A 21264-nucleotide genomic window follows, 5' to 3' on the forward strand; every position below is an offset into this window, starting at 1 on the left:
GCGGAGTCACCCGATCGGGTTCCACTACGGTGCGTAGGATTCCCCCCGTGAAGGCTTCCGTCCGGTTTCCGGTGTCCCCCACGCTGCTGCGCCGCCTCGCGTACACCTCGATCATCGCGAACGTGGCGATCGTGGTCACCGGCGGGGGGGTCCGGCTCACCCGCTCCGGGCTCGGCTGCCCGACCTGGCCCCGGTGCACCGACGAGTCGTACACCACCACCCCGGAGATGGGCATCAACGGGGTGATCGAGTTCGGCAACCGGCTGCTCACCTTCGTGGTGGGGATCATCGCACTGGCCGTGGTGCTGGGCGTGCTCGCACAACGCCCCCGCCGGCGCGGGCTGCTGCCGCTGGCGATCGGCGTGCTGTTCGGCATCCCCGCCCAGGCCGTGATCGGCGGCTTCACCGTGCTCACCAACCTCAACCCGTGGGTGGTCGGCCTGCACTTCCTCGCCTCGATGGTGGTGATCGGCGCCGCGTACGCGCTCTGGAAGCGCACCACCGAGCCGGACGGGCCGGTGACCCCGACCGTGCCGGCGCCGCTGCGTACCCTCGCCCTGCTCACCACCGTGGTGAGCGCGGCCGTGCTGGTGGTCGGCACCTGGGTGACCGGCAGCGGGCCCCACGCGGGCGACCAGGGCGCGGCCCGCAACGGCCTGGACCCGGAGGCGATCTCCCAGGTGCACGCCGACGGCGTGTTCCTGCTGGTCGGCCTCTCGGTGGCGCTGCTCTTCGCGTTCCGCGCGGTGGGCGCCACCCGGGCGGCCCGGGCCGCCGGGATCCTGGTCGCGGTCGAGCTGGGCCAGGGCCTGATCGGCTTCGTGCAGTACTTCACCCACCTGCCCGCCGCGCTGGTCGCCGCGCACATGCTCGGCTCCTGCCTGGTGCTGCTGGCGACCCTGGGCGTGCTCTGGGCCACCCGGGAGCGGCATCCGGCCCCGCCGGCTCCGGTCGCCGCCGCGCCGGCCGGTCAGCCGGTCACCACCGCCGCCTGAGCCCCGCCGCCTGAGGCGCGCTCCCCCGGCGTTACCCCCGGCCGGCAACGGGAAAGCGGTCCGCCACGGATCGTCCGCCCGAGGGGAGCCGCCGGTGTCGCGCAAGGGCCTGTCCACGACCGTCCCGCAGCGGCTGACGCCGGTGGCCGGCGCGCCGCTGTGGTGCGACGCCCTCGACTTCGGGCTCACCGGCGACGGCGTGACCAACGACCAGCCGGCGCTGGCCGCCCTGGTGGACCGGCTCGGTGACGGGTACGCCGCCGACGGCCGGGCGCGGGTCATCCACTGCCCGCCGGGCATCTACTCGATCCGGGACGCCGGCACCGTCTGGCGCAGCGGCGTGTCGCTGATCGGCGCGGGGCCGGCCGCGACCCGCTTCCTGCTCAGCAACGAGGGCAACCGGAACGATCCCGTCCCGCTGGCGTTCTGGACCACGGTGCAGCACGGCGCGGACCGGGACCGGCACATCGCCGACTGCTCCTTCGCCGACTTCGAGATCGACGGCTCCGGTGTCGGCATGACCCAGTACAACTACCTGGCCAAGGGCCTCGGCCTCCAGTACGTGGTGCGCGGTGTCTTCCGGAACCTCTACATCCACCACACCGGCGCGACCGGGCTGGGCTGCGACTTCCTCCAGGACAGCCTCATCGACGGGGTGGTCGTGGTCGGCTGCGGACGGCTGGACAACGGCGAGCAGATGGGCGGCGCGGGCATCGGCGTCGGCATCGGCGGCTGGGGCGACGTGGAGCGGCTCACCATCGCCAACTGCACCACCCTGGGCAACGGGACCAACGGGATCTTCCTGGAGCTGCAGAAGGACTACTGGGCGCCGCCGCGCGGCTTCCGCATCGTCGGTTGCCACAGCCAGGCGAACCGGTTCGGCATCTCCGACTGGGGGGCCGACGGGCTGATCGTCTCGGCCTGCACGCTGACGAACAACCTGGAGGCGGGCTTCGACGTCTCGGCCAACGGCACCGCCGGGATCGCCGGCCGCGGCGGGCTGCTGACCGACTGCGTGATCGACCGCAACGTCGGCGACGGGATCAGCATGGGCAACACCCCCGGTCCGTACGTGATCCGGGGCAACCGGATCAGCCGCAACGGCGGCTACGGCTACCACGAGCACGACCTGGGCCACGGGTACCGGGGCGCCGCGGAGGACGTGGTGATCCAGGCGAACCACATCTGGGACAACGCGTTGGACGGGATCCGGATCGACCGGCCGATGACCGACGCCGCGGTGGTGGACAACCGGATCCGGGACAACGGGCGCCGGTCCGCGCCCGCGTGCCACGGTTCCGGTGCCACCGTGCGCTACGCCCTGCGCCGGGTCACCGACGGGACGGCGGACTGGCCGCCCGGCGGGCACCGGGGCAAGGTCCTGCGGGTCGACTCGCGGACCGCGGTGGTGGCCGACAACACCGGCAACGAACTGTCCCTGGCCGAGGTGCGGCCCGACGGGGCCACCGGCTGGAACGAGGCCACCCCGGCGCCCGGGACGCCATACGAGCTGCCCGCCGGCCCGGCGGAGCGCGCCGGGATCGCCATCAACGCCCCGTTCGACTCGGCCACCGTGCGGGGCAACCGGATCTGGCACCGCGACGAGCACACCCAGACCTACGGGCTGTGGATCACCGAGGCGGGCAGTTGCGTGTCCTGCCGGGTGGCGGACAACGACGTCACCGGGAACGAGGCGGCGATCCGGCTGGACACCCCGCCCATCGGCGGCCGCTGGGAACGCAACCACTGCGACGAGGAGTGACGCCTGCCCCGGCCCGCGCGGTGCGGGCCGGGGCGCGACGTCAGGCCCGCCGGGCCAGGTGGGTGGCGATCGCCGCCGCGAGCCGGTCCGGGGCGCCGTCGGCGTGGCCGACGAACAGGCTCGGCTCGGTCAGCTCCAGCTCGACCAGGACGGGCGAGGTGTCCGGGCCGGGGATGAGGTCCACCCGGGCGTAGAGCAGCCGCTCGGTGCCACCGGGCACGACGGCCAGGGTCTTCTCGGCCGTGTCCAGCTGCTCCGGGGTGGCCGTCCGGGCCTCGATCCGCTCCTCCCGGTACAGCTCGGCCACACCGCGGTCGGGGCCGGTCAGCATCGGCCCCTTGCGGATCGCGTGGCTGAACGCCAGGCCGTCCGGCCCGGCCAGGAAGAGCAGCGCCGTCTCCCCGGCGGTGTCCACGGCCGTCAGGTACGGCTGGACCATGGCGACCCGCCCGGCGGCGGAGAGCCGCCGCACGTGGGCCACGGCCAGCTCCCGGTGCTCCGGGTCGGCCAGGTCGTACCGGCCGGTGTCCTGGCTGCCGGCGCTGACCGCCGGCTTGATCACGTACTCCCCGGCGTCGGCCGGCGGCGCCCAGTCCGCCCCGGGCTCGACCCAGGCGGTCGGCACGGTGGGCACGCCGGCCGCGGACAGCTCGGCCAGGTAGCGCTTGTCGGTGTTCCAGGCGACCACGTCGGCCGGGTTGACCAGGGCGGGCACCGTGCGCGCCCAGGCGACGAACTCGTCGCGGCGCAGCGCGTAGTCCCAGGGCGAGCGGAGCACGGCCAGGTCGTAGCGGGACCAGTCCACGGACGGGTCGTCCCAGACGACCGCCTCGGCGGCGACGCCGCGGGCAGCGAGCGGGGCGAGCACGAGCCGGTCGTCCGGGTCGAGGTCGGGAAGGGCGGTGCAGGTGACGAGAGCGACCCGGGGTTTCCCCCGGGTCGACTGGTGGTGGTTGGTCAATTTATGTCAACGGGCCATCGTGCGCCGGGCCATCGACCGCCAGAGGTCGTTGCTCGGACGCATCTGGTCCATCAGCTCACGCTCCCAGGCGTTCTCGACGGTCACTCCTGCCTTGGCGCAGGCCTGCCGCGCGACGTCGGTGCCGTCGGCGAACTGGTCGGCCCACGCCCCGTCGGAACCCACGAGGACGATCCGTGCGCCGCGCTTGCCGACGTACTCGATGACCGCCTTCGCTCCGCCGTGTCCGGCGGCGAACGACTTGATGCCCGCGACCAGGCCGTTGGGGGCCTGCTCGGCGGTCTTGTCAGCCGTCAGCGTCGTATCGGAACCATCTGCCATGACGCGAAGCCTAAGCAGACATCCACTCGGATGTGCGAGAACGATGAACTGAATGTGATGCCAATTACCTACTCGTTTAAGGAAGACCACAGGTAATTCGACCGGCTATGTCGCCTATGCCCGCCCAAAACGGGCGAGGGAGATCGCCCCGCTCTGTCCGGGTTGAGCCCGTCCGGCTCAGGCCGAAAAAATTTCTGATGAAATCCGCGACACGGGGAACCCATCCACTCCGGTGAGCACCGGAAACGGGACTAGAGCAGGGCGTCGAGGGCGACGGCCGCGAACAGGATGGTGAGGTAGGTGGTGGACCAGTGGAAGAGCCGCATGGGCTTGACCGCCTCGCCGCGCGCCGCGCGCCGGCAGAGCTTGTGTGCCTCGACGACGAAGATCCCGCCGACCACCAGCGCCGTGACGCCGTAGATCGGGCTCATCCCGAGCGGCCAGACGGCCAGCGAGGAGAGCAAGGTCAGCCAGGAGAAGAGGATGATCTCCGCGTTGACCCGGCGGACCGAGGCCACCACCGGCAGCATGGGGATGCCGGCCCGCGCGTAGTCCGCCTTGTACTTGATCGCCAGGGCGTAGAAGTGCGGCATCTGCCAGAAGAAGACCACCGCGAACAGGCCCCAGGCGGCCGGCGCCAGGGAGCCGGTGACCGCGGCCCAGCCGATCAGCACCGGCGCCGCCCCGCAGGCGCCGCCCCAGAAGGTGTTGGCGGCCGTGGTGCGCTTCAGCCAGAGCGTGTAGACCAGGTCGTAGTAGGCGATCGCCGCGAGGGTCAGCCCGGCGGCCAGCCAGTTGGTGGCGGCGGCCATCAGCGCGACCGAGATCACCGCGAGCACCAGGCCGAAGATCAGCGCGTTGCGCGGGGACACGGTGTGCGCGGGCAGCGGCCGGCGCTTGGTGCGCCGCATCAACTGGTCGATGTCGCGGTCGATGTAGCAGTTGAGCACGCTGGCCGCGCCCGCGGCGAGCGAGCCGCCGACCAGCACCACGGCCACCAGCCAGAGCGCCGGCATGCCGCCGTCGGCCAGCATCATCGCCGGCACGGTGGTGACCAGCAGCAACTCGACGATCCGCGGCTTGGTGAGCGCCACGTACGCGGCCACCACGGCCCGCACGTCCCGCCGGCCGGTCGCCGGCGCCTCCGTCACCGTGCCCACCGGCGGCTGCCCGGCAGAGTCGCTGACGGGGCGCTCGGTGATCATGCTCACGGATTGCCACCTTCCGGCTTCGGCGGGGGAGGTCGGGGTCGGCTCGGACCCCTCCGGGCCCACACACCGCCCCACACACTACGCGGCGTCGTTTTGGCTGCCCCGCAGACCCGGCAACGGTGCGGGCCGTCACATCCCGGGTTGAACGGCTGATCCGGTCGGAGACGTACAGACCAGCATGCAGAGATCCCCGGGCGGACGTTTAGGGCCGCTCGATAGGGTCATCAGTGAGGGTTCCGCCCATCTGCCGAGGAGCACAACCATCGTGGCTGCCAACCGACCCGAGCTTCCCGCTCTCAACTGGTCCGACCTCGACCGCAGGGCCGTCGACACGGTCCGCGTGCTGGCCATGGACGCCGTGGAGAAATCCGGCAACGGCCACCCGGGCACGGCCATGAGCCTCGCCCCCGCGGCGTACCTGCTCTTCAACCGGGTCATGCGGCACAACCCGGCCGACCCGAACTGGCCCGGCCGGGACCGGTTCGTGCTGTCCGCCGGGCACTCCAGCCTGACCCTCTACATCCAGCTCTTCCTCTCCGGCTACCCGCTGGCCCTGGACGACCTGAAGGCGCTGCGGCAGTGGGGGTCGCTCACCCCGGGCCACCCCGAGCACGGCCACACCCCGGGCGTCGAGACCACCACCGGCCCGCTCGGCCAGGGCCTCGGCAACGCGGTCGGCATGGCCATGGCGGCCCGCCGCGAGCGCGGCCTGTTCGACCCCGAACCGGATCGGGCCGACTCCCCGTTCCGCCACGACATCTGGTGCATCGCCTCGGACGGTGACATCGAGGAGGGCATCAGCCACGAGGCGAGCGCCCTCGCCGGCCACCAGCAGCTCGGCAACCTCTGCGTGATCTACGACGACAACGAGATCTCGATCGAGGACGACACCCGGATCGCCAAGAGCGAGGACGTGGCCGCCCGCTACGAGGCGTACGGCTGGCACGTCCAGACGGTCGACTGGCGCCGCGGCGACGCCGACCAGGGCGACTACCACGAGGACGTCGAGGCCCTCCACGAGGCGCTGCTGGCCGCGAAGGCGGAGACCGGTCGGCCCTCCTTCATCGCGCTGCGCACCATCATCGGCTGGCCCGCGCCCAACAAGCAGAACACCGGCAAGATCCACGGCTCGGCGCTGGGCGCCGACGAGGTGAAGGCCACCAAGCGGATCCTCGGCTTCGACCCGGAGCGCACCTTCGAGATCGACGAGGAGGTGCTCAAGCACGCCCGCCAGGTGCTGGACCGGGGCGCCGAGGCGCAGGCCGCGTGGACCACCGCGTTCGACGCCTGGGCCGAGGCCAACCCGGAGCGCCGGGCGCTCTGGGAGCGGATGTCCACCCGGACGCTCCCGCAGGGCTGGGCCGACGCGCTGCCCACCTTCCCGGCCGACGCCAAGGGCGTGGCCACCCGGGCCGCCTCCGGCAAGGTCCTGGAGGCCCTCGCCCCGGTGCTGCCCGAGCTGTGGGGCGGCTCCGCCGACCTGGCGGAGAGCAACAACACCACCATGAAGGGCGAGCCGTCCTTCGTCCCGGCCGAGCACGCCACCAAGGACTTCCCCGGCGACGAGTACGGCCGCACCCTGCACTTCGGCATCCGCGAGCACGCCATGGGCGCGATCCTCAACGGCATCGCCCTGCACGGCGGCACCCGCCCGTACGGCGGCACGTTCCTGGTGTTCAGCGACTACATGCGCCCCTCGGTGCGGCTCGCCGCGCTCATGAAGCTGCCGGTGACCTACGTCTGGACGCACGACTCGATCGGCCTCGGCGAGGACGGCCCGACCCACCAGCCGGTGGAGCACCTGACCGCGCTGCGGGCCATCCCCGGCCTCGACGTGGTCCGCCCGGCCGACGCCAACGAGACCGCCTGGGCGTGGCGGCAGGCCCTGGAGCACACCGACCGGCCCACCGCGCTGGCGCTCAGCCGGCAGGCGCTGCCGACGGTCGACCGCACCGAGCTGGCCGGCGCCGAGGGCACCGCGAAGGGCGGCTACGTGCTGGCCGAGGCGTCCAACGGGCAGCCGCAGGTGATCATCGTGGGCACCGGCTCCGAGGTGCAGCTCTGCCTCACCGCCCGGGAGCGGCTGGAGGCCGACGGCACCCCCACCCGGGTCGTCTCGATGCCCTGCCAGGAGTGGTTCTTCGCGCAGGACGAGGCCTACCGGGAGTCGGTGCTCCCGCGCGGGGTAAAGGCACGGGTGAGCGTGGAGGCGGGCATCGCCATGTCCTGGCGGGCGATCGTCGGGGACAGCGGCGAGTGCGTGAGCCTGGAGCACTACGGGGCGAGCGCGCCGCACACCGTGCTCTTCGAGCAGTTCGGGTTCACCCCCGACCGGATCGTGGCCGCCGCGCACGCGGCGCTGACCCGGGTGGGCGACATCACCGGTTTCACGACCGGCAACTGAGGGGAGCGTGGACAGCATGACGGACAGGCTGAGCGAGCTCCAGGCCGCCGGTGTGGCGATCTGGCTCGACGATCTTTCCCGGGTACGACTGAGCTCCGGTGGGCTGGACAAGCTCCGCCGGGAGCAGCACGTGGCCGGGGTGACCACCAACCCGACGATCTTCGCGAAGGCACTCAGCGACGCCGACGAGTACAACTGGCAGCTGCGCGACCTCGCCATCCGCGGCATCGAGGTCGAGGAGGCGGTCCGCATGCTCACCACGTACGACGTGCGGTGGGCCTGCGACGTGATGCGCCCCTCCTACGACAAGAGCGCCGGGGTGGACGGCCGGGTGTCGATCGAGGTCGACCCGCGGCTGGCCCACGAGTCCGACCGGACCGTCGCCGAGGCCAAGGCGCTCTGGTGGCTGGTCGACCGGCCGAACCTGTTCATCAAGATCCCGGCCACCGAGGCGGGCCTGCCGGCGATCACCGCGACCCTGGCCGAGGGGATCAGCGTGAACGTCACGCTGATCTTCGGCCTGGACCGGTACTCGCAGGTCATGGAGGCGTTCCTGGCCGGTCTGGAGCAGGCGAAGGCGAACGGCCACGACCTGTCGAAGATCGGGTCGGTCGCCTCGTTCTTCGTCTCCCGGGTCGACACCGAGGTGGACAAGCGGCTGGAGAAGATCGGTTCCGACGAGGCCAAGGCGCTGCGCGGCAAGGCCGCCGTCGCCAACGCCCAGCTGGCGTACGAGCGCTACGCCGAGGTCTTCGGCTCCGACCGGTGGAAGAAGCTCGCCGACGCGGGCGCCCACCCGCAGCGCCCGCTGTGGGCCTCCACCTCGACCAAGAACCCCGACTACCGGGACGTCATCTACGTCGAGGAGCTGATCGCCCCCGGCACGGTCAACACCATGCCGGAGGCGGTCATCCACGCCTACGCCGACCACGGGGAGACCCGCGGCGACACGGTCACCGGCGCGTACGACGCGGCCCGCAAGGTCTTCACCGACCTGGAGGCGGCCGGCGTGGACATGGCCGACGTGATCGCCACCCTGGAGCGGGAGGGCGTGGAGAAGTTCGAGACGAGCTGGCTGGAGCTGCTCGACGGGGTCAAGAAGTCCCTCGCCGAGGCGGCCAAGGGCATCGGCCAGCCGAACCGGGCCGCCAAGGGCAACGCGAAGGCGGCCGAGAAGGCCGGGGGCAACGCGTGACGGACGGCGCCGGTCGCGTCCCGGGACCGGTAACGAGCCCCGGGACGCGCCACGCCACGAGGACGGGGTGGTGAGGTGAGCGACCTGCTGGCCGGCCGGGCGGACATCGCCGCCGGGCTGGCCGTGCACGGCGCGGACGCGGTCGACGGGTCCGCGCCCGCGTCCGTGCGGGCCGCGCTGGTCGCCGCGGACCTCCCCGCCCGGCTCGCCGCCAAGGACCCGACCCTCTGGGGGCCGGCCGCCGAGGCGACGGCCCGGACGCGGCTGGGCTGGCTGGACACCCACGCCCGCGCCCGGGAGCTGCTCCCCCAGCTCGCCGAGCTGACCGAGGAGCTGGCCGACCTGGACCACGTGGTGCTGGCCGGGACGGGCGGCTCCTCGCTCGCCCCGGAGGTGATCGCCCGGACCCTCGGCCGGCCGCTGACCGTGCTCGACGGCACCGATCCCGGCGAGGTCCGCGCGGCCCTGGCCGACCGGCTGGACCGCACCGTGGTGGTGGTCGCCGGCGAGTCCGGCGCCACGGTGGAGACCGACAGCATCCGGCGGGCGTACTGGCAGGCGTTCCTCGACGCCGGCCTGACCGAGGCCGAGACCGCCCGGCACTTCGTGGTCGTCACCGACCCCGGTTCCCCGCTGGAGGGACTCGCCGACGAGCTGGGCGTGGTGGTCATCCAGTCCGACCCGGAGGTGGGCGGCCGGCACTCCGCGCTCACCGCGTTCGGGCTGGTCCCCGCGGCGCTGGCCGGGGCGCCGGTCGCCGACCTGCTGGACGACGCCGAGGCCCTCGCCGGTGCGCTCGACCGGCACCGGGACAACCCGGGCCTGGCCCTCGGGGCGGCGCTCGCCGCGGCGGCCACCACCGGCCGGGACACCGTCGCGCTGGTGTCCGACGGCACCGGGCTCGACGGGCTGGGCGACTGGGCCGAGCAACTGCTCGCCGGGTCGACCGGCAAGGCCGGCCGGGGCATCCTCCCGGTCGTGGTGGAGGCCCCGGACGCCCCGGGCGCCACCGGCCCGGACGTGCTGACCGTGGGCTACGGCGGCGCCCTCGGCCCGGGGGCCGCGCCCGGCCCGGCCGACGTGGCGGTCAACGGTCCGCTGGGCGCCCAGTTCCTCACCTGGGAGTACGCCACCGCGCTCGCCGCCGCCGTGCTCGACGTCGACCCGTTCGGCCAGCCGGACGTCGCCGAGAGCAAGGAGCACACGGCACGGCTGCTCGCCGACGGTCCACCGGCGGAGTCGCCGTCGGCCACCGAGGGCGCCATCGAGGTGTACGCCCCGGCCGGCGCCCCCGCCGACCTGGCCGGCGCGCTGCGCTGGCTGCTCGCCGGGCTGGGCGACGACGGCTACCTGGCGGTGACCGCCTACCTCGACCGGTGGGGCGACGCGGCGGTGGCGGGCCTGCGCCCGCTGCTGGCGCGGGCCACGGCGCGCCCGGTCACCTTCGGGTGGGGGCCGCGGTGTCTCCACTCGACGGGGCAGTACCACAAGGGCGGCCCACGGGCCGGCAGCCACCTCCAGCTGACCGGCGCGGTCACCGGCGACCTGCCGGTGCCCGGCCGCCCGTACACCTTCGGAGACCTTCAGGCGGCCCAGGCCGCCGGCGACCGGCGGGCCCTCGCCGGTCGCGGGCGGCCGGTGCTGCGCCTGCACCTGACCGAGCGGGCGGCGGGCGTCGCCCAGCTACTGGACGCGGCCGGACGGACACTGACGTGACGATGAACGACGTGACATCGGCGGAGCGAGGAGGCACCGTGAGCGCGAGGAGTGAGCCGGTCCTGCGAGCCCCGCAGTCGCGAACCGAGGACAGCACAGGGAACCCGCTGCGCGATCCTCAGGACCGCCGGCTGCCGCGGATCCCGGAGCCGTGCGCTCTGGTGATCTTCGGGGTGACCGGCGACCTGGCCCGCAAGAAGCTGCTGCCGGCGGTCTACGACCTGGCGAACCGGGGGCTGCTGCCGCCCGGCTTCGTGGTCCTGGGCTTCGCCCGGCGCGACTGGGGCGACGGCGACTTCGAGGGGCTGGCCCACGAGGCGGCCAAGAAGCACGCCCGCACCCCGTGGCGGGAGGAGGTCTGGGCCCGGCTCGCCGGCAACATCAAGTTCGTCGGCGGCTCGTTCGACGACGACGCCGCCTTCGACCAGCTCGCCGCGACCCTCGACGAGCTGCGCGACACCCACGGCATCCCCGGCAACGCCGCCTTCTACTTCTCCATCCCTCCGGCGGCGTTCCCCGTGGTGCTCAAGCAGCTCGCCCGCACCGGCATGGCCGACAACGCCAAGTCCGGCGGCTGGCGCCGGGTGGTCGTGGAGAAGCCGTTCGGCAACGACCTGCCCTCGGCGAAGGCGCTCAACGACCTGGTCGACGACGTCTTCACCAGCCAGGACGTCTTCCGGATCGACCACTACCTGGGCAAGGAGACGGTCCAGAACATCCTGGCGCTGCGCTTCGCCAACAACCTGTTCGAGCCGCTGTGGAACTCCAAGTACGTCGACTCGGTGCAGATCACCATGGCCGAGGACGTCGGCATCGGCACCCGGGCCGCGTTCTACGACTCGGTCGGCACCGCCCGCGACGTGCTCCAGAACCACCTGCTCCAGCTGCTCGCCCTGGTGGCCATGGAGGAGCCGACCAGCTTCGACGCCGACGAGATCCGCACCGAGAAGCTCAAGGTGCTCAAGGCCATCACGGTGCCGAAGGACGTCTCCCGCGACACCGTCCGCGGTCAGTACCTGCCCGGCTGGGTGGGCGGCGAACGCGCCGTCGGCTACCTCGACGAGGAGGGCGTCCCGGCGGAGTCCACCACCGAGACGTACGTGGCCGTGAAGCTGGGCATCCAGAACCGGCGCTGGGCCGGGGTGCCGTTCTACATCCGGGCCGGCAAGCGGCTGCCCCGGCGGGTCACCGAGGTGGCCATCGTGTTCAAGACGGCGCCGCACCTGCCGTTCAACCAGGCCGACATGGAGTCGCTCGGCCCCAACCAGCTCGTCATCCGGGTCCAGCCCGACGAGGGCGTGGTGCTGAAGTTCGGCTCCAAGGTGCCGGGCACGACCATGGAGGTCCGCGACATCGCGATGGACTTCCAGTACGGCGAGGCGTTCACCGAGTCCAGCCCCGAGGCGTACGAGCGGCTGGTGCTGGACGTGCTCATCGGTGATCGGACGCTGTTCCCGGACGCCGCCGAGGTGGAGCAGAGCTGGCAGGTGGTGGACCCGTTGGAGCACGCCTGGGACGGCACCAAGCCGGAGCCCTACCGGGCCGGCGAGTGGGGCCCCCGGGCCGCCGACGAGATGCTGGCCCGCGAGGGCCGGTCCTGGAGGAGAGCATGATCGGGCTGTGGGACACCACCGGGAACGAGGTGGTCAAGGCCCTCGCCGCCGAGCGGCGCAGCGCGGGCGGGGTGGCCAGCGGCATGGCGCTCACGCTGATCGTCGTGGTCGACGAGAAGCGCGTCCGGGAGGCCGAGGCGGCCGCGACCATCGCAGCCGCCGCCCACCCGTGCCGGCTGCTCGTGGTGGTCCGCTCCGACGTCGAGCGGGACCGCAACCGGCTGGACGCGGAGATCGTCGTCGGCGGCCGGCTCGGCCCGTGCGAGGCGGTGGTGACCCGGATGTACGGCCGGCTCGCGCTGCACGCCGAGTCGGTGGTGATGCCGCTGCTGGTGCCGGACGTGCCGGTGGTGACGTGGTGGCACGGCGAGCCGCCGGAGGAGATCGCCACCGACTTCCTCGGTGTGGTGGCCGACCGGCGGATCACCGACGCGGCGCAGGCCGCCGACCCGATCGCCGCGCTGCGGCAGCGGGCCGCGGACTACGCCCCGGGGGACACCGACCTGGCCTGGACCCGGATCACCCCGTGGCGCACCCTCGTGGCCGGGGCGTTCGACACCACGCAGGCCCGGGTCACCGAGGCGACCGTGGTGGCGCCGCCCACCGACCCGACGGCCGCGCTCATGCGCGGCTGGCTGACCGCCCGGCTCGGCATCGACCCGGTGTGGGAGCACACCGACAAGTTCCCCCGGATGCGCGAGGTGCAGCTGCGCTGCGCCAACGGCGACGAGCTGATGCTGACCCGCGACGAGAACGTGGCCATCTTCCGGCGCAGCGGCCAGGAGGACCGGACGCTGCCGCTGGTCCGCCGCCCGCTCGGCGACGAGCTGGCCGAGGAGCTGCGCCGGCTCGACGCCGACCAGGTCTACGCCGAGGCGCTCGGTGCGACCGCCGGGCTCACCGCACTCGACCAGCGGCCCGCCCAGCGGGTGCACGTGTGGAAGGATCCGGCGACCGCCCAGCGGGCCGAGGCCGGGGTCACCGCGCACGCCGGCGCGACCGCCAGCGAGTGAGCACACCGCACGGGCCGCTCGGCGGTCGGACAGCACAGGTGACCGCCGTGGGGCGGTCGGAGGACGAAGGCACGATGGATGAGTGAGGCGAGTGTCGCCGTACACGCCGACCCGGACCTGCTGGCGCAGGCGGTGGCGGCCCGGCTGGTGGTGAAGCTGCTCGACGCGCAGGCCGAGCGCGGCCAGGCGTCGGTGGTGCTGACCGGCGGGCGGATCGCCGCGGCGGTCTACCGGGCGGTGGCGCAGCTGCCGGCCCGGGACGCCGTCGACTGGTCCCGGGTCGACGTCTGGTGGGGCGACGAGCGGTTCCTGCCGGCCGGCGACCCGGAGCGCAACGAGACACAGGCCCGGGCCGCGCTGCTGGACGTCGTCCCGCTGGACCCGACGCGCATCCACCCGATGCCGGCCTCCGACGGGCCGGCCGGCAACGACCCGGAGGCGGCCGCCGCCGGGTACGCGCAGGAGCTGGCCCGGGCCGCCCGGCCGGGGACCGCCGCCCTCCCCCACTTCGACGTGCTGATGCTCGGTGTGGGTGAGGACGGGCACGTGGCCTCGGTCTTCCCGGAGCACCCGGTGCACCACGACAACCGCCCGGTCAGCGCCGTACGCGGCAGCCCCAAGCCGCCGCCGGTGCGCACCACCCTGACCCTCCCGACGATCAACACGGCCGAGGAGGTCTGGCTGGTGGCCGCCGGGGCGGACAAGGCCCGGGCGGTCGGGATGGCCCTGGCCGGGGCCGGGCCGGTGCAGCTGCCGGCGGCCGGGGTGCGCGGGGTGTCCCGGACCCTGTGGCTGCTGGACCGCTCCGCGGCGGCGAACGTGCCGCCCCGGCTGCGCAGCCTGCGCTGAACGACGGCGGAGCCCCGGCCCGGGCGGGTCGGGGCTCCCGCGTGCTCAGGCCCCGCCGCGCCGCCGGCGCAGCGTCTCCAGGGCCTCGGCGAGCAACGCCTCGCCCTGCTCCGGGGTGCGCCGCTCCTGCACGTACGCCAGGTGGGTCTTGTAGGGCTCGGCCCGGGCCGGGCCGGGCGGGTTGCCCCGGTCGGGGCCGGCCGGCTCGCCGCAGCGCGGGCAGTCCCAGGTCTCCGGGGCCTCCGCCTCGGCGGCGATGAGGAACTCGACGCGGTGGTCGTTCGCGCACCAGTAGGTGACCGGCCGGCGGGGCGCCGGCTCGATGCGCTGCTCGAACCGCTCGGGGGCGGACCCGATCCGGGTGCCGCGGATGACGTTGCCACTGGACACGGCTGCTCGCTCCTGTCGTCGGAGGGGACCGCCGCTGACGGGGGTGGGCGGCGGGCGACGCGCGGAGAAACAATCTGCGCGCGGTCCGTCACGGACCGCGCGCAGATTGTACGACTCGGAGCGCTCGCTCAGGCGCCGCTGCCCGTCTGGAGCCGGAGCCAGAGCCCGATCCCGACGATGCACGCGAACCAGATGATCCCCACCAGAACGGTGTAGCGGTCGAGGTTCTTCTCGGCCACGGAGGAACCGGCCAGGCTGGAGCTGACGCCGCCGCCGAACATGCTCGACAACCCGCCGCCCTTACCGCGGTGCAGGAGGATCAGCAGGGTGAGCAGGATGCTCGTGATGACCAGCAACACGATCATCGTGTAGGCGAACCAGATCGGCATGGCGGGGGTCAATCCTCTCGTTGCGATCACTGCCCGGTCCTGACGGGCACAGCGGCACCGGCCGGTGGGCGGGCAGCGTCAAGGATAGCGAGCGATCAGCGGGCGATGTGCTCCGGGAACCGGCAGATCTGCGCGAATTCCTCGGCGTCCAGGCTGGCGCCCCCGACCAGGGCCCCGTCCACGTCCGGCTGGGCCATGGTCGCCGCCACGTTCGACGACTTCACCGACCCGCCGTAGAGGATCCGGACCTGGTCCGCGGTGTCCTGGCCGAAGGTCTCCACCAGGCGCTTGCGCACCTCGCCGCAGACCTCCTGGGCGTCCTCCGGGGTCGCCGTCTTGCCGGTGCCGATCGCCCAGACCGGCTCGTACGCCACGACGACCTTGGTGACCTGCTCCGGGGTGAGCCCCCGGAGCGCGCCGTCGAGCTGGTCGCAGCAGTGCGGCACGTGCCGGAGCTGCTCGCGGATCTCCAGCCCCTCGCCGATGCACAGGATCGGGATGAGCCCGTTCGCCAGCGCGGCGGCCACCTTGGCGTTGACCAGCGCGTCGTCCTCGTGGTGGTACTGCCGCCGCTCGGAGTGGCCGACCACCACGTAGGTGCAACCCAGCTTGGCGAGCATCGCCCCGGAGATGTCCCCCGTGTACGCGCCCGACTGGAACGGCGACAGGTCCTGCGCGCCGTAGCCGATCAGCAGCTTGTCGCCGTCCACCGCGGTCTGCACGGTGCGCAGGTCGGTGAAGGGCGGCAGGACCACCGTCTCGACCTCGGTGAGCTGCTTCTCGGTGAGGCTCGCGGCCAGCTTCTGCACCAGCAGGTTGGCCTCGAGGTGGTTCAGGTTCATCTTCCAGTTGCCGGCCATCAGCGGCCGGCGGGGGGTGCTCGCCATTCAGTTCTCCAGGGCCGCGATGCCGGGGAGGGTCTTGCCCTCGAGGAATTCCAGGGAGGCGCCACCGCCGGTGGAGATGTGCCCGAACGAGGACTCGTCCAGGCCGAGCGCCCGCACCGCCGCGGCCGAGTCGCCGCCGCCGACCACGCTGAACGCGTCGGTCTTGGTGATCGCCTCGGCGACGCCCCGGGTGCCGTTCGCGAACGCCGCCATCTCGAACACGCCCATCGGGCCGTTCCAGAAGATCGTCTTCGCCTGGGACAGCGCGGCGGCGAAGCCGGCCACCGTCTCGGGGCCGATGTCCAGCCCCAGCCGGTGGCTCGGGATGCCGTCGGCAGGCACGGTGTCGTGCGCGGCGTCGGGCGCGAACGCGTCCGCGGCCACCACGTCGACCGGGAGCATGATCTTGCCGCCGGACCGCTCCAGCAGGTTGCGGCAGGTCTCGACCATCTCCTTCTCCAGCAGCGAGGTGCCCACCTCGTGGCCCCGGGCCTTGAGGAAGGTGAAGCACATCCCGCCGCCGATGAGCAGCCGGTCGACCGTGGGCAGCAGCGCCTCGATCACGGCCAGCTTGTCGGAGACCTTGGAGCCGCCCAGCACCACCACGTACGGCCGCTCCGGGGCGCCGGTGAGCTTGCTGAGCACCTCCACCTCACGCAGCACGAGACGGCCCGCGACGTGCGGCAGCCGGGCCGGCACGTCGTAGACGCTGGCGTGCTTGCGGTGCACGGCCCCGAAGGCGTCGTCCACGTACGCGTCGCCGAAGGCGGCGAGCTGGTCGGCGAAGGCGCCCCGCTCGGCGTCGTCCTTGCTGGTCTCACCCTTGTTGAAGCGCAGGTTCTCCAGCAGGGCGACCTGGCCGTCGGCCAGGCCCTCCACGCAGGCGCGGGCCGAGTCGCCGACGGTGTCCTCGGCGAAGCGCACCGGCGCGCCGAGCAGCTCGCCGAGCCGCCCGGCGACCGGGCGGAGGCTGAACTGCGGATCCGGCGCGCCCTTCGGGCGGCCCAGGTGCGAGCAGACGACCACCTTGGCGCCGGCCTGGACCAGCGCGCTCAGGGTCGGCAGCACGGCCCGGATGCGGCCGTCGTCCGTGATGTCACCGCTCTGCTTGTCGAGCGGGACGTTCAGGTCGGCGCGCACCAGCACGCGCCGACCCGACACCCCCTCGCCGAGCAGGTCGTCGAGGTTGCGGATGCTCACAGCGAGCTACCCACCAGCTTGACCAGGTCGACGAGGCGGTTCGAGTAGCCCCACTCGTTGTCGTACCAGCCGACGACCTTGACCTGGTTGCCGATCACCTTGGTCAGCGGCGCGTCGAAGATGCAGGACGCCGGGTCGGTGACGATGTCCGAGGAGACGATCGGGTCCTCGTTGTAGACCAGGATGCCCTTGAGCGGGCCGTCCGCGGCGGCCTTCAGCGCGGCGTTGACCTCGTCCACCGTGGTCTCCCGGCCGACCGTGACGGTCAGGTCGGTGGTGGAGCCGGTCGGGATCGGCACGCGCAGCGCGTAGCCGTCCAGCTTGCCCTTGAGGTCCGGCAGGACCAGGCCGATCGCCTTCGCGGCGCCCGTCGAGGTCGGCACGATGTTCAGGGCGGCGGCCCGGGCGCGGCGCAGGTCCTTGTGCGGCGCGTCCTGCAGGTTCTGGTCCTGCGTGTACGCGTGGATGGTCGTCATCAGACCCTGCTGGATGCCGAACGTGTCGTGCAGCACCTTGGCCATCGGGGCGAGGCAGTTGGTGGTGCAGGAGGCGTTCGAGATGATCGTGTGCTTGGCCGGGTCGTACTGGTCCTGGTTGACGCCCATGACCACGGTGACGTCCTCGTTCTTCGCCGGGGCGGAGATGATGACCTTCTTGGCCCCGCCGTCGACGTGCGCCTTCGCCTTGGTGGCGTCGGTGAAGAAACCGGTGGACTCGATGACGACGTCGGCGCCGACCTCGCCCCACGGCAGCTTGGCCGGGTCCTTCTCGGCGTACGCCTTGATGGTCTTGCCACCCACGGTGATCTCGTCGGCGGTGGCCTTCACCTCGTGCGGGAGGCGACCCAGGATGCTGTCGTACTTGACAAGGTGGGCGAGCGTCGCGTTGTCGGTCAGGTCGTTGACCGCCACGACCTCGATGTCAGCGCCGGACGCCAGCACTGCCCGGAAGAAGTTGCGGCCGATCCGGCCGAAGCCGTTGATGCCAACCCGGATGGTCACAGGTCCCATCTCCTCGCGTTCTGGTCCGCCGGCGTCAGAACCCGGCCGGCGGAGAGTGTTCGCCGACCGGTGGAGCCGGCCGTTGACGGTTCATCTCGGCCACCCCGCCGCGGTCCCAGGAGACCAGACCGCCCGAGGCGGTGAGCACGGCGAGGGATGCCTTTGCCGGCCCCCTTGCCGTACGCAGCGACCTTATCCGAGCGCGCGCCGCCGCGCTGCGGCGGGTGGTGATCCCCTCGCAGCCCGACGCCCCACCGGTCCTATCAGACCACGAGCATGTCGGGCGTGACGGCCGCTTCGGTATCCGGGATGCCCAGGTCGCGCGCCCGCTTGTCGGCGAGCGCGAGCAGCCGGCGGATCCGGCCGGCGATCGCGTCCTTGGTCAGCGGCGGCTCGGCCAGCGCGCCCAGCTCCTCCAGGGAGGCCTGCCGGTGCTCCAGCCGCAGCCGGCCGGCCGAGGTCAGGTGGTTGGGGGCGTCTTCGGCGAGGATCTCCAGCGCGCGGGTGACCCGGGCGGCGGCGGCCACCGCGGCGCGGGCCGAGCGGCGCAGGTTGGCGTCGTCGAAGTTGGCCAGTCGGTTGGCGGTCGCCCGCACCTCCCGGCGCACCCGCCGCTCCTCCCAGGCCAGCACGCTGGAGTGAGCGCCGATCCGGGTGAGCAGCGCGGCGATCGCGTCGCCGTCCTTGACCACCACCCGGTCCACCCCGCGCACCTCGCGGTTCTTGGCGGTGATGCCGATCCGGCGGGCCGCGCCGACCAGGGCGAGCGCGGACTCCGGGCCGGGGCAGGTGATCTCCAGGGCGCTGGACCGGCCCGGTTCGGTGAGCGAGCCGTGCGCCATGAACGCGCCCCGCCAGGCGGAGACCGCGCAGCAGACGTTGGCGGCCACCACGTGCGGGGGCAGGCCCCGCACCGGGCGGCCCCGGACGTCCAGCAGGCCGGTCTGCCGGGCGAGCGCCTCGCCGTCCTTCACCACCCGCACGATGAAGTGGCTGCCCTTGCGCAGCCCGCCGGAGGCGAGCACGTGGATCTCACTCGGGTAGCCGTAGACCTCGGCGATCTCCCGGCGGAGCCGCCGGGCCACCGCGCCGGTGTCCAGCTCCGCCTCGACCACGACGCGACCCGACACGATGTGCAGCCCGCCGGCGAACCGGAGCAGGGCTGCCATCTCCGCCCGCCGACAGCAGGGCTTGGGCACGTCGACCCGACTCAGCTCGTCCTTGACCGCCGCCGTCATCGCCATGTTGCGCGCCCCCTCAGGACCGGGTTCCGGCGTGTCGCCGGTGATTACGTACGTGTCTAACGATCGGCGCCCAGGACAGGCACCAACGCGGCGCCCAGGGCAGCCGGATCATGACGGGGCGTGCCGTCGGTGACGGCGACGGGAGCGAGGACCAGCCGGGCACCCAGCGATTCTGCCGCACGTTCGACCGCCACGGGATCACCCACCGCCTTGGAGTCGGCCAGCACCATGTCCACCTTCAACTCGGGCAGATAGCGCCGGAGGGTGTCCAGATGGTCGGGAAGGGAGAGACCGAGTGTCTCCTTCTCCGCCACCAGGTTGAGGGTGACCAGCCGACGGGCCGGGCTGGAGACGATCGCGTCGGCCAGGCCGGGCACCAGAAGATGCGGCAGCACACTGGTGTACCAGCTGCCCGGCCCGAAGATCAGCCAGTCGGCGGCGCGTACCGCGGTGACCGCCTCGGCGCACGCGGCCGGCGCGGCCGGCGTGAGCCGCAACGACTCGACCGTGCCGGAGGTGACCGCCACCTGGTGCTGCCCGCGCACCGTGCGGACCTCGTCCGGGCGGTCCGGGTCGGCGCCGCGCACCCGGGCCTCGATGCCGACCGGCTGCCGGGACATCGGCAGCACCCGGCCGACCGCGCCGAGCATCGCGCCCGCGTGGTCGAGCGCCACCACCGGGTCACCGAGCAGCTCGGTCAGTCCATGCAGCAGCAGGTTGCCGACCGCGTGGCCGGCGAGCGAATCGGCGCCGCCGGGCCCGCCCCCCGCGGCGGCGAAGCGGTGCTGGAACAGCGCCGCACTGCGCCGCGTGGCCGGGTGGTCCCCGGCCAGGGCCACGAGCGCCTGCCGCAGGTCGCCCGGCGGGAGGCCGCCGCGCTCCGCGCGCAGCCGCCCGCTGGAGCCACCGTCGTCGCCGACCGTCACCACCGCGGTGATGTCCAGATCCAGTCCGGGTACGCAGTGCCGCAGCGCCCGCAGCGACGCCGACAGCCCGTGCCCGCCGCCGAAGGCGACCACCCTGGTCGGCGTCATTCGCGCCCCAGGTCCCGGTGCTGGGGGTTGGCCGCGATGCCGGAGCGGCGCAGCCGGGCGGCCAGCTCCTCGGCGATCGCCACGCTGCGGTGCTTGCCACCGGTGCAGCCCACGGCCACGGTCAGGTAGCGCTTGCCCTCCCGCTCGAAACCGGCGGTGGTGGCGTTGACCAGGTCCGCGTACCCGGCCACGAACGCGTCCGCGCCCTCCTGACCCAGCACGTACGCGCTGACCGCCTCCTCGCGCCCGGTGTGCTCGCGCAGCTCCGGCACCCAGTAGGGGTTCGGCAGGAACCGGGCGTCCATCACGAAGTCGGCGTCCGGCGGCAGGCCGTACTTGAAGCCGAAGGACAGCACGGTGATCCGCAGCCGGCGGGAGTCCTCACCGCCGAACAGCTCCTCGACCCGGCGGCGGAGCTGGTTCACGTTCAGGTGGCTCGTGTCGATGATCACGTCGGCCTGGTCCCGGGCCTCCTCCAGCAGCGCCCGCTCGACGGCGATCCCGTCGGCCAGCCGCCCGTCACCCTGCAACGGGTGCGAGCGCCGCACGCTCTCGAACCGGCGGATCAGCACCTCGTCGTCGGCGTCGACGAAGACCACCCGGGGCTGGAAACCGCGCTCACGCAGCTCCCGGATCGCCCCGGCCAGGTCCGTCGAGAAGGCGCGCGAGCGGACGTCCAGCACCATCGCCGTACGCCGGGCCGCGCCGCCGGCCTTGAAGGCCAGCTCGGCCATGTCCAGCATCAGGGCCTGGGGCAGGTTGTCCACCACGTAGTAGCCGACGTTCTCCAACGCGCGGGCCACCGTGCTGCGGCCACCGCCGGACAGGCCGGTCACCACCACCAGGGTGGTGTCCGCCTCCGCCGGCGCCGGCCGCCCGAGAGCTGTCTCCGCGTTGGTCGGCACCAGGTCCCCCGCCGTCCGCGCCTCGCTCACCCGCTACCCCCAGCCGTGGCGCCGCGGCCGGTTGGCCGCGCATGGTCAGTCAGCGACTCTAACGGCTGCGACCCCGCCCGGGATTCCACGGGGTGACGACCGGAACAGGCCCTTGTCCGTTTTGTC

At 73.1% G+C, this 21264-nt stretch carries 19 protein-coding genes; 8 read left to right on the plus strand and 11 right to left on the minus strand.

Features of this window, described 5'->3' with window-relative positions:
* Positions 1 to 29: 29 nt before the first annotated feature.
* On the plus strand, positions 30 to 995 hold the full coding sequence (locus F8274_RS09745; RefSeq protein ID WP_192579768.1) for a heme A synthase: 966 nt from the start codon (positions 30 to 32) through the stop codon (positions 993 to 995).
* Between the two features lie 94 nt (positions 996 to 1089).
* The gene (locus tag F8274_RS09750; RefSeq protein WP_151461962.1) at positions 1090 to 2757 is read left to right on the plus strand and encodes a right-handed parallel beta-helix repeat-containing protein; all 1668 of its coding nucleotides are present in this window, start codon (positions 1090 to 1092) and stop codon (positions 2755 to 2757) included.
* 40 nt (positions 2758 to 2797) lie between these two features.
* Here the strand turns inward: F8274_RS09750 and F8274_RS09755 are convergent, their stop codons facing one another.
* The 3 genes from F8274_RS09755 to F8274_RS09765 form a co-directional block, all read right to left on the minus strand.
* The gene (locus tag F8274_RS09755; protein ID WP_151461963.1) at positions 2798 to 3718 is read right to left on the minus strand and encodes a RimK family alpha-L-glutamate ligase; all 921 of its coding nucleotides are present in this window, start codon (positions 3716 to 3718) and stop codon (positions 2798 to 2800) included.
* 6 nt (positions 3719 to 3724) lie between these two features.
* Positions 3725 to 4057 (minus strand): hypothetical protein, encoded by a 333-nt coding sequence (locus F8274_RS09760; protein WP_151461964.1) that lies wholly within the window; start codon positions 4055 to 4057, stop codon positions 3725 to 3727.
* A gap of 251 nt (positions 4058 to 4308) precedes the next feature.
* Positions 4309 to 5268 (minus strand): heme o synthase, encoded by a 960-nt coding sequence (locus F8274_RS09765; protein WP_151461965.1) that lies wholly within the window; start codon positions 5266 to 5268, stop codon positions 4309 to 4311.
* Positions 5269 to 5533: 265 nt separating this feature from the next.
* On the opposite strand from F8274_RS09765, the gene tkt reads away from it, so the two are divergent.
* The 6 genes from tkt (at position 5534) to pgl (ending at position 14058) form a co-directional block, all read left to right on the plus strand.
* Positions 5534 to 7672, plus strand: coding sequence for a transketolase (gene tkt / locus F8274_RS09770; protein WP_151461966.1), 2139 nt, complete (start codon positions 5534 to 5536; stop codon positions 7670 to 7672).
* Positions 7673 to 7688: 16 nt separating this feature from the next.
* The gene (tal, locus tag F8274_RS09775) at positions 7689 to 8867 is read left to right on the plus strand and encodes a transaldolase (RefSeq protein WP_151461967.1); all 1179 of its coding nucleotides are present in this window, start codon (positions 7689 to 7691) and stop codon (positions 8865 to 8867) included.
* A 75-nt stretch (positions 8868 to 8942) separates the two neighbouring features.
* Positions 8943 to 10583 (plus strand): glucose-6-phosphate isomerase, encoded by a 1641-nt coding sequence (locus F8274_RS09780; protein WP_151461968.1) that lies wholly within the window; start codon positions 8943 to 8945, stop codon positions 10581 to 10583.
* Positions 10584 to 10585: 2 nt separating this feature from the next.
* The gene (zwf, locus tag F8274_RS09785; protein ID WP_225853699.1) at positions 10586 to 12196 is read left to right on the plus strand and encodes a glucose-6-phosphate dehydrogenase; all 1611 of its coding nucleotides are present in this window, start codon (positions 10586 to 10588) and stop codon (positions 12194 to 12196) included.
* A complete protein-coding gene (locus tag F8274_RS09790; RefSeq protein ID WP_151461969.1) occupies positions 12193 to 13209 on the plus strand; it encodes a glucose-6-phosphate dehydrogenase assembly protein OpcA in 1017 nt (338 codons plus the stop codon). The genes zwf and F8274_RS09790 overlap by 4 nt, the downstream gene beginning before the upstream one ends.
* A 78-nt stretch (positions 13210 to 13287) precedes the next feature.
* Positions 13288 to 14058: a 6-phosphogluconolactonase gene (gene pgl / locus F8274_RS09795; RefSeq protein ID WP_151461970.1), complete on the plus strand. Its 771-nt coding sequence runs from the start codon at positions 13288 to 13290 to the stop codon at positions 14056 to 14058.
* 45 nt (positions 14059 to 14103) lie between these two features.
* Here the strand turns inward: pgl and F8274_RS09800 are convergent, their stop codons facing one another.
* The 8 genes from F8274_RS09800 to rapZ all read right to left on the minus strand — a co-directional run bounded on the left by F8274_RS09800 (position 14104) and on the right by rapZ (position 21108).
* The gene (locus F8274_RS09800; RefSeq protein WP_151461971.1) at positions 14104 to 14448 is read right to left on the minus strand and encodes an RNA polymerase-binding protein RbpA; all 345 of its coding nucleotides are present in this window, start codon (positions 14446 to 14448) and stop codon (positions 14104 to 14106) included.
* A gap of 128 nt (positions 14449 to 14576) precedes the next feature.
* Complete coding sequence (secG, locus tag F8274_RS09805; protein WP_151461972.1) at positions 14577 to 14837, minus strand: preprotein translocase subunit SecG; 261 nt, start codon at positions 14835 to 14837, stop codon at positions 14577 to 14579.
* Between the two features lie 95 nt (positions 14838 to 14932).
* Positions 14933 to 15724, minus strand: coding sequence for a triose-phosphate isomerase (gene tpiA / locus F8274_RS09810; RefSeq protein WP_151461973.1), 792 nt, complete (start codon positions 15722 to 15724; stop codon positions 14933 to 14935).
* Positions 15725 to 16924 (minus strand): phosphoglycerate kinase, encoded by a 1200-nt coding sequence (gene pgk, locus F8274_RS09815; protein WP_151461974.1) that lies wholly within the window; start codon positions 16922 to 16924, stop codon positions 15725 to 15727.
* The gene (gene gap / locus F8274_RS09820) at positions 16921 to 17925 is read right to left on the minus strand and encodes a type I glyceraldehyde-3-phosphate dehydrogenase (RefSeq protein WP_107075683.1); all 1005 of its coding nucleotides are present in this window, start codon (positions 17923 to 17925) and stop codon (positions 16921 to 16923) included. The genes pgk and gap overlap by 4 nt, the downstream gene beginning before the upstream one ends.
* Before the next feature lie 263 nt (positions 17926 to 18188).
* The gene (whiA, locus tag F8274_RS09825) at positions 18189 to 19169 is read right to left on the minus strand and encodes a DNA-binding protein WhiA (RefSeq protein ID WP_151461975.1); all 981 of its coding nucleotides are present in this window, start codon (positions 19167 to 19169) and stop codon (positions 18189 to 18191) included.
* Positions 19170 to 19225: 56 nt separating this feature from the next.
* On the minus strand, positions 19226 to 20203 hold the full coding sequence (yvcK, locus tag F8274_RS09830) for a uridine diphosphate-N-acetylglucosamine-binding protein YvcK (protein ID WP_151461976.1): 978 nt from the start codon (positions 20201 to 20203) through the stop codon (positions 19226 to 19228).
* The gene (gene rapZ / locus F8274_RS09835; protein WP_151461987.1) at positions 20200 to 21108 is read right to left on the minus strand and encodes an RNase adapter RapZ; all 909 of its coding nucleotides are present in this window, start codon (positions 21106 to 21108) and stop codon (positions 20200 to 20202) included. Before rapZ ends, yvcK begins: the two co-directional genes overlap by 4 nt.
* Between the last annotated feature and the right edge of the window lie 156 nt (positions 21109 to 21264).

Origin of the sequence: Micromonospora sp. AMSO31t, assembly GCF_008868175.1 — a bacterium.
Classification (GTDB): Bacteria; Actinomycetota; Actinomycetes; order Mycobacteriales; family Micromonosporaceae; genus Micromonospora.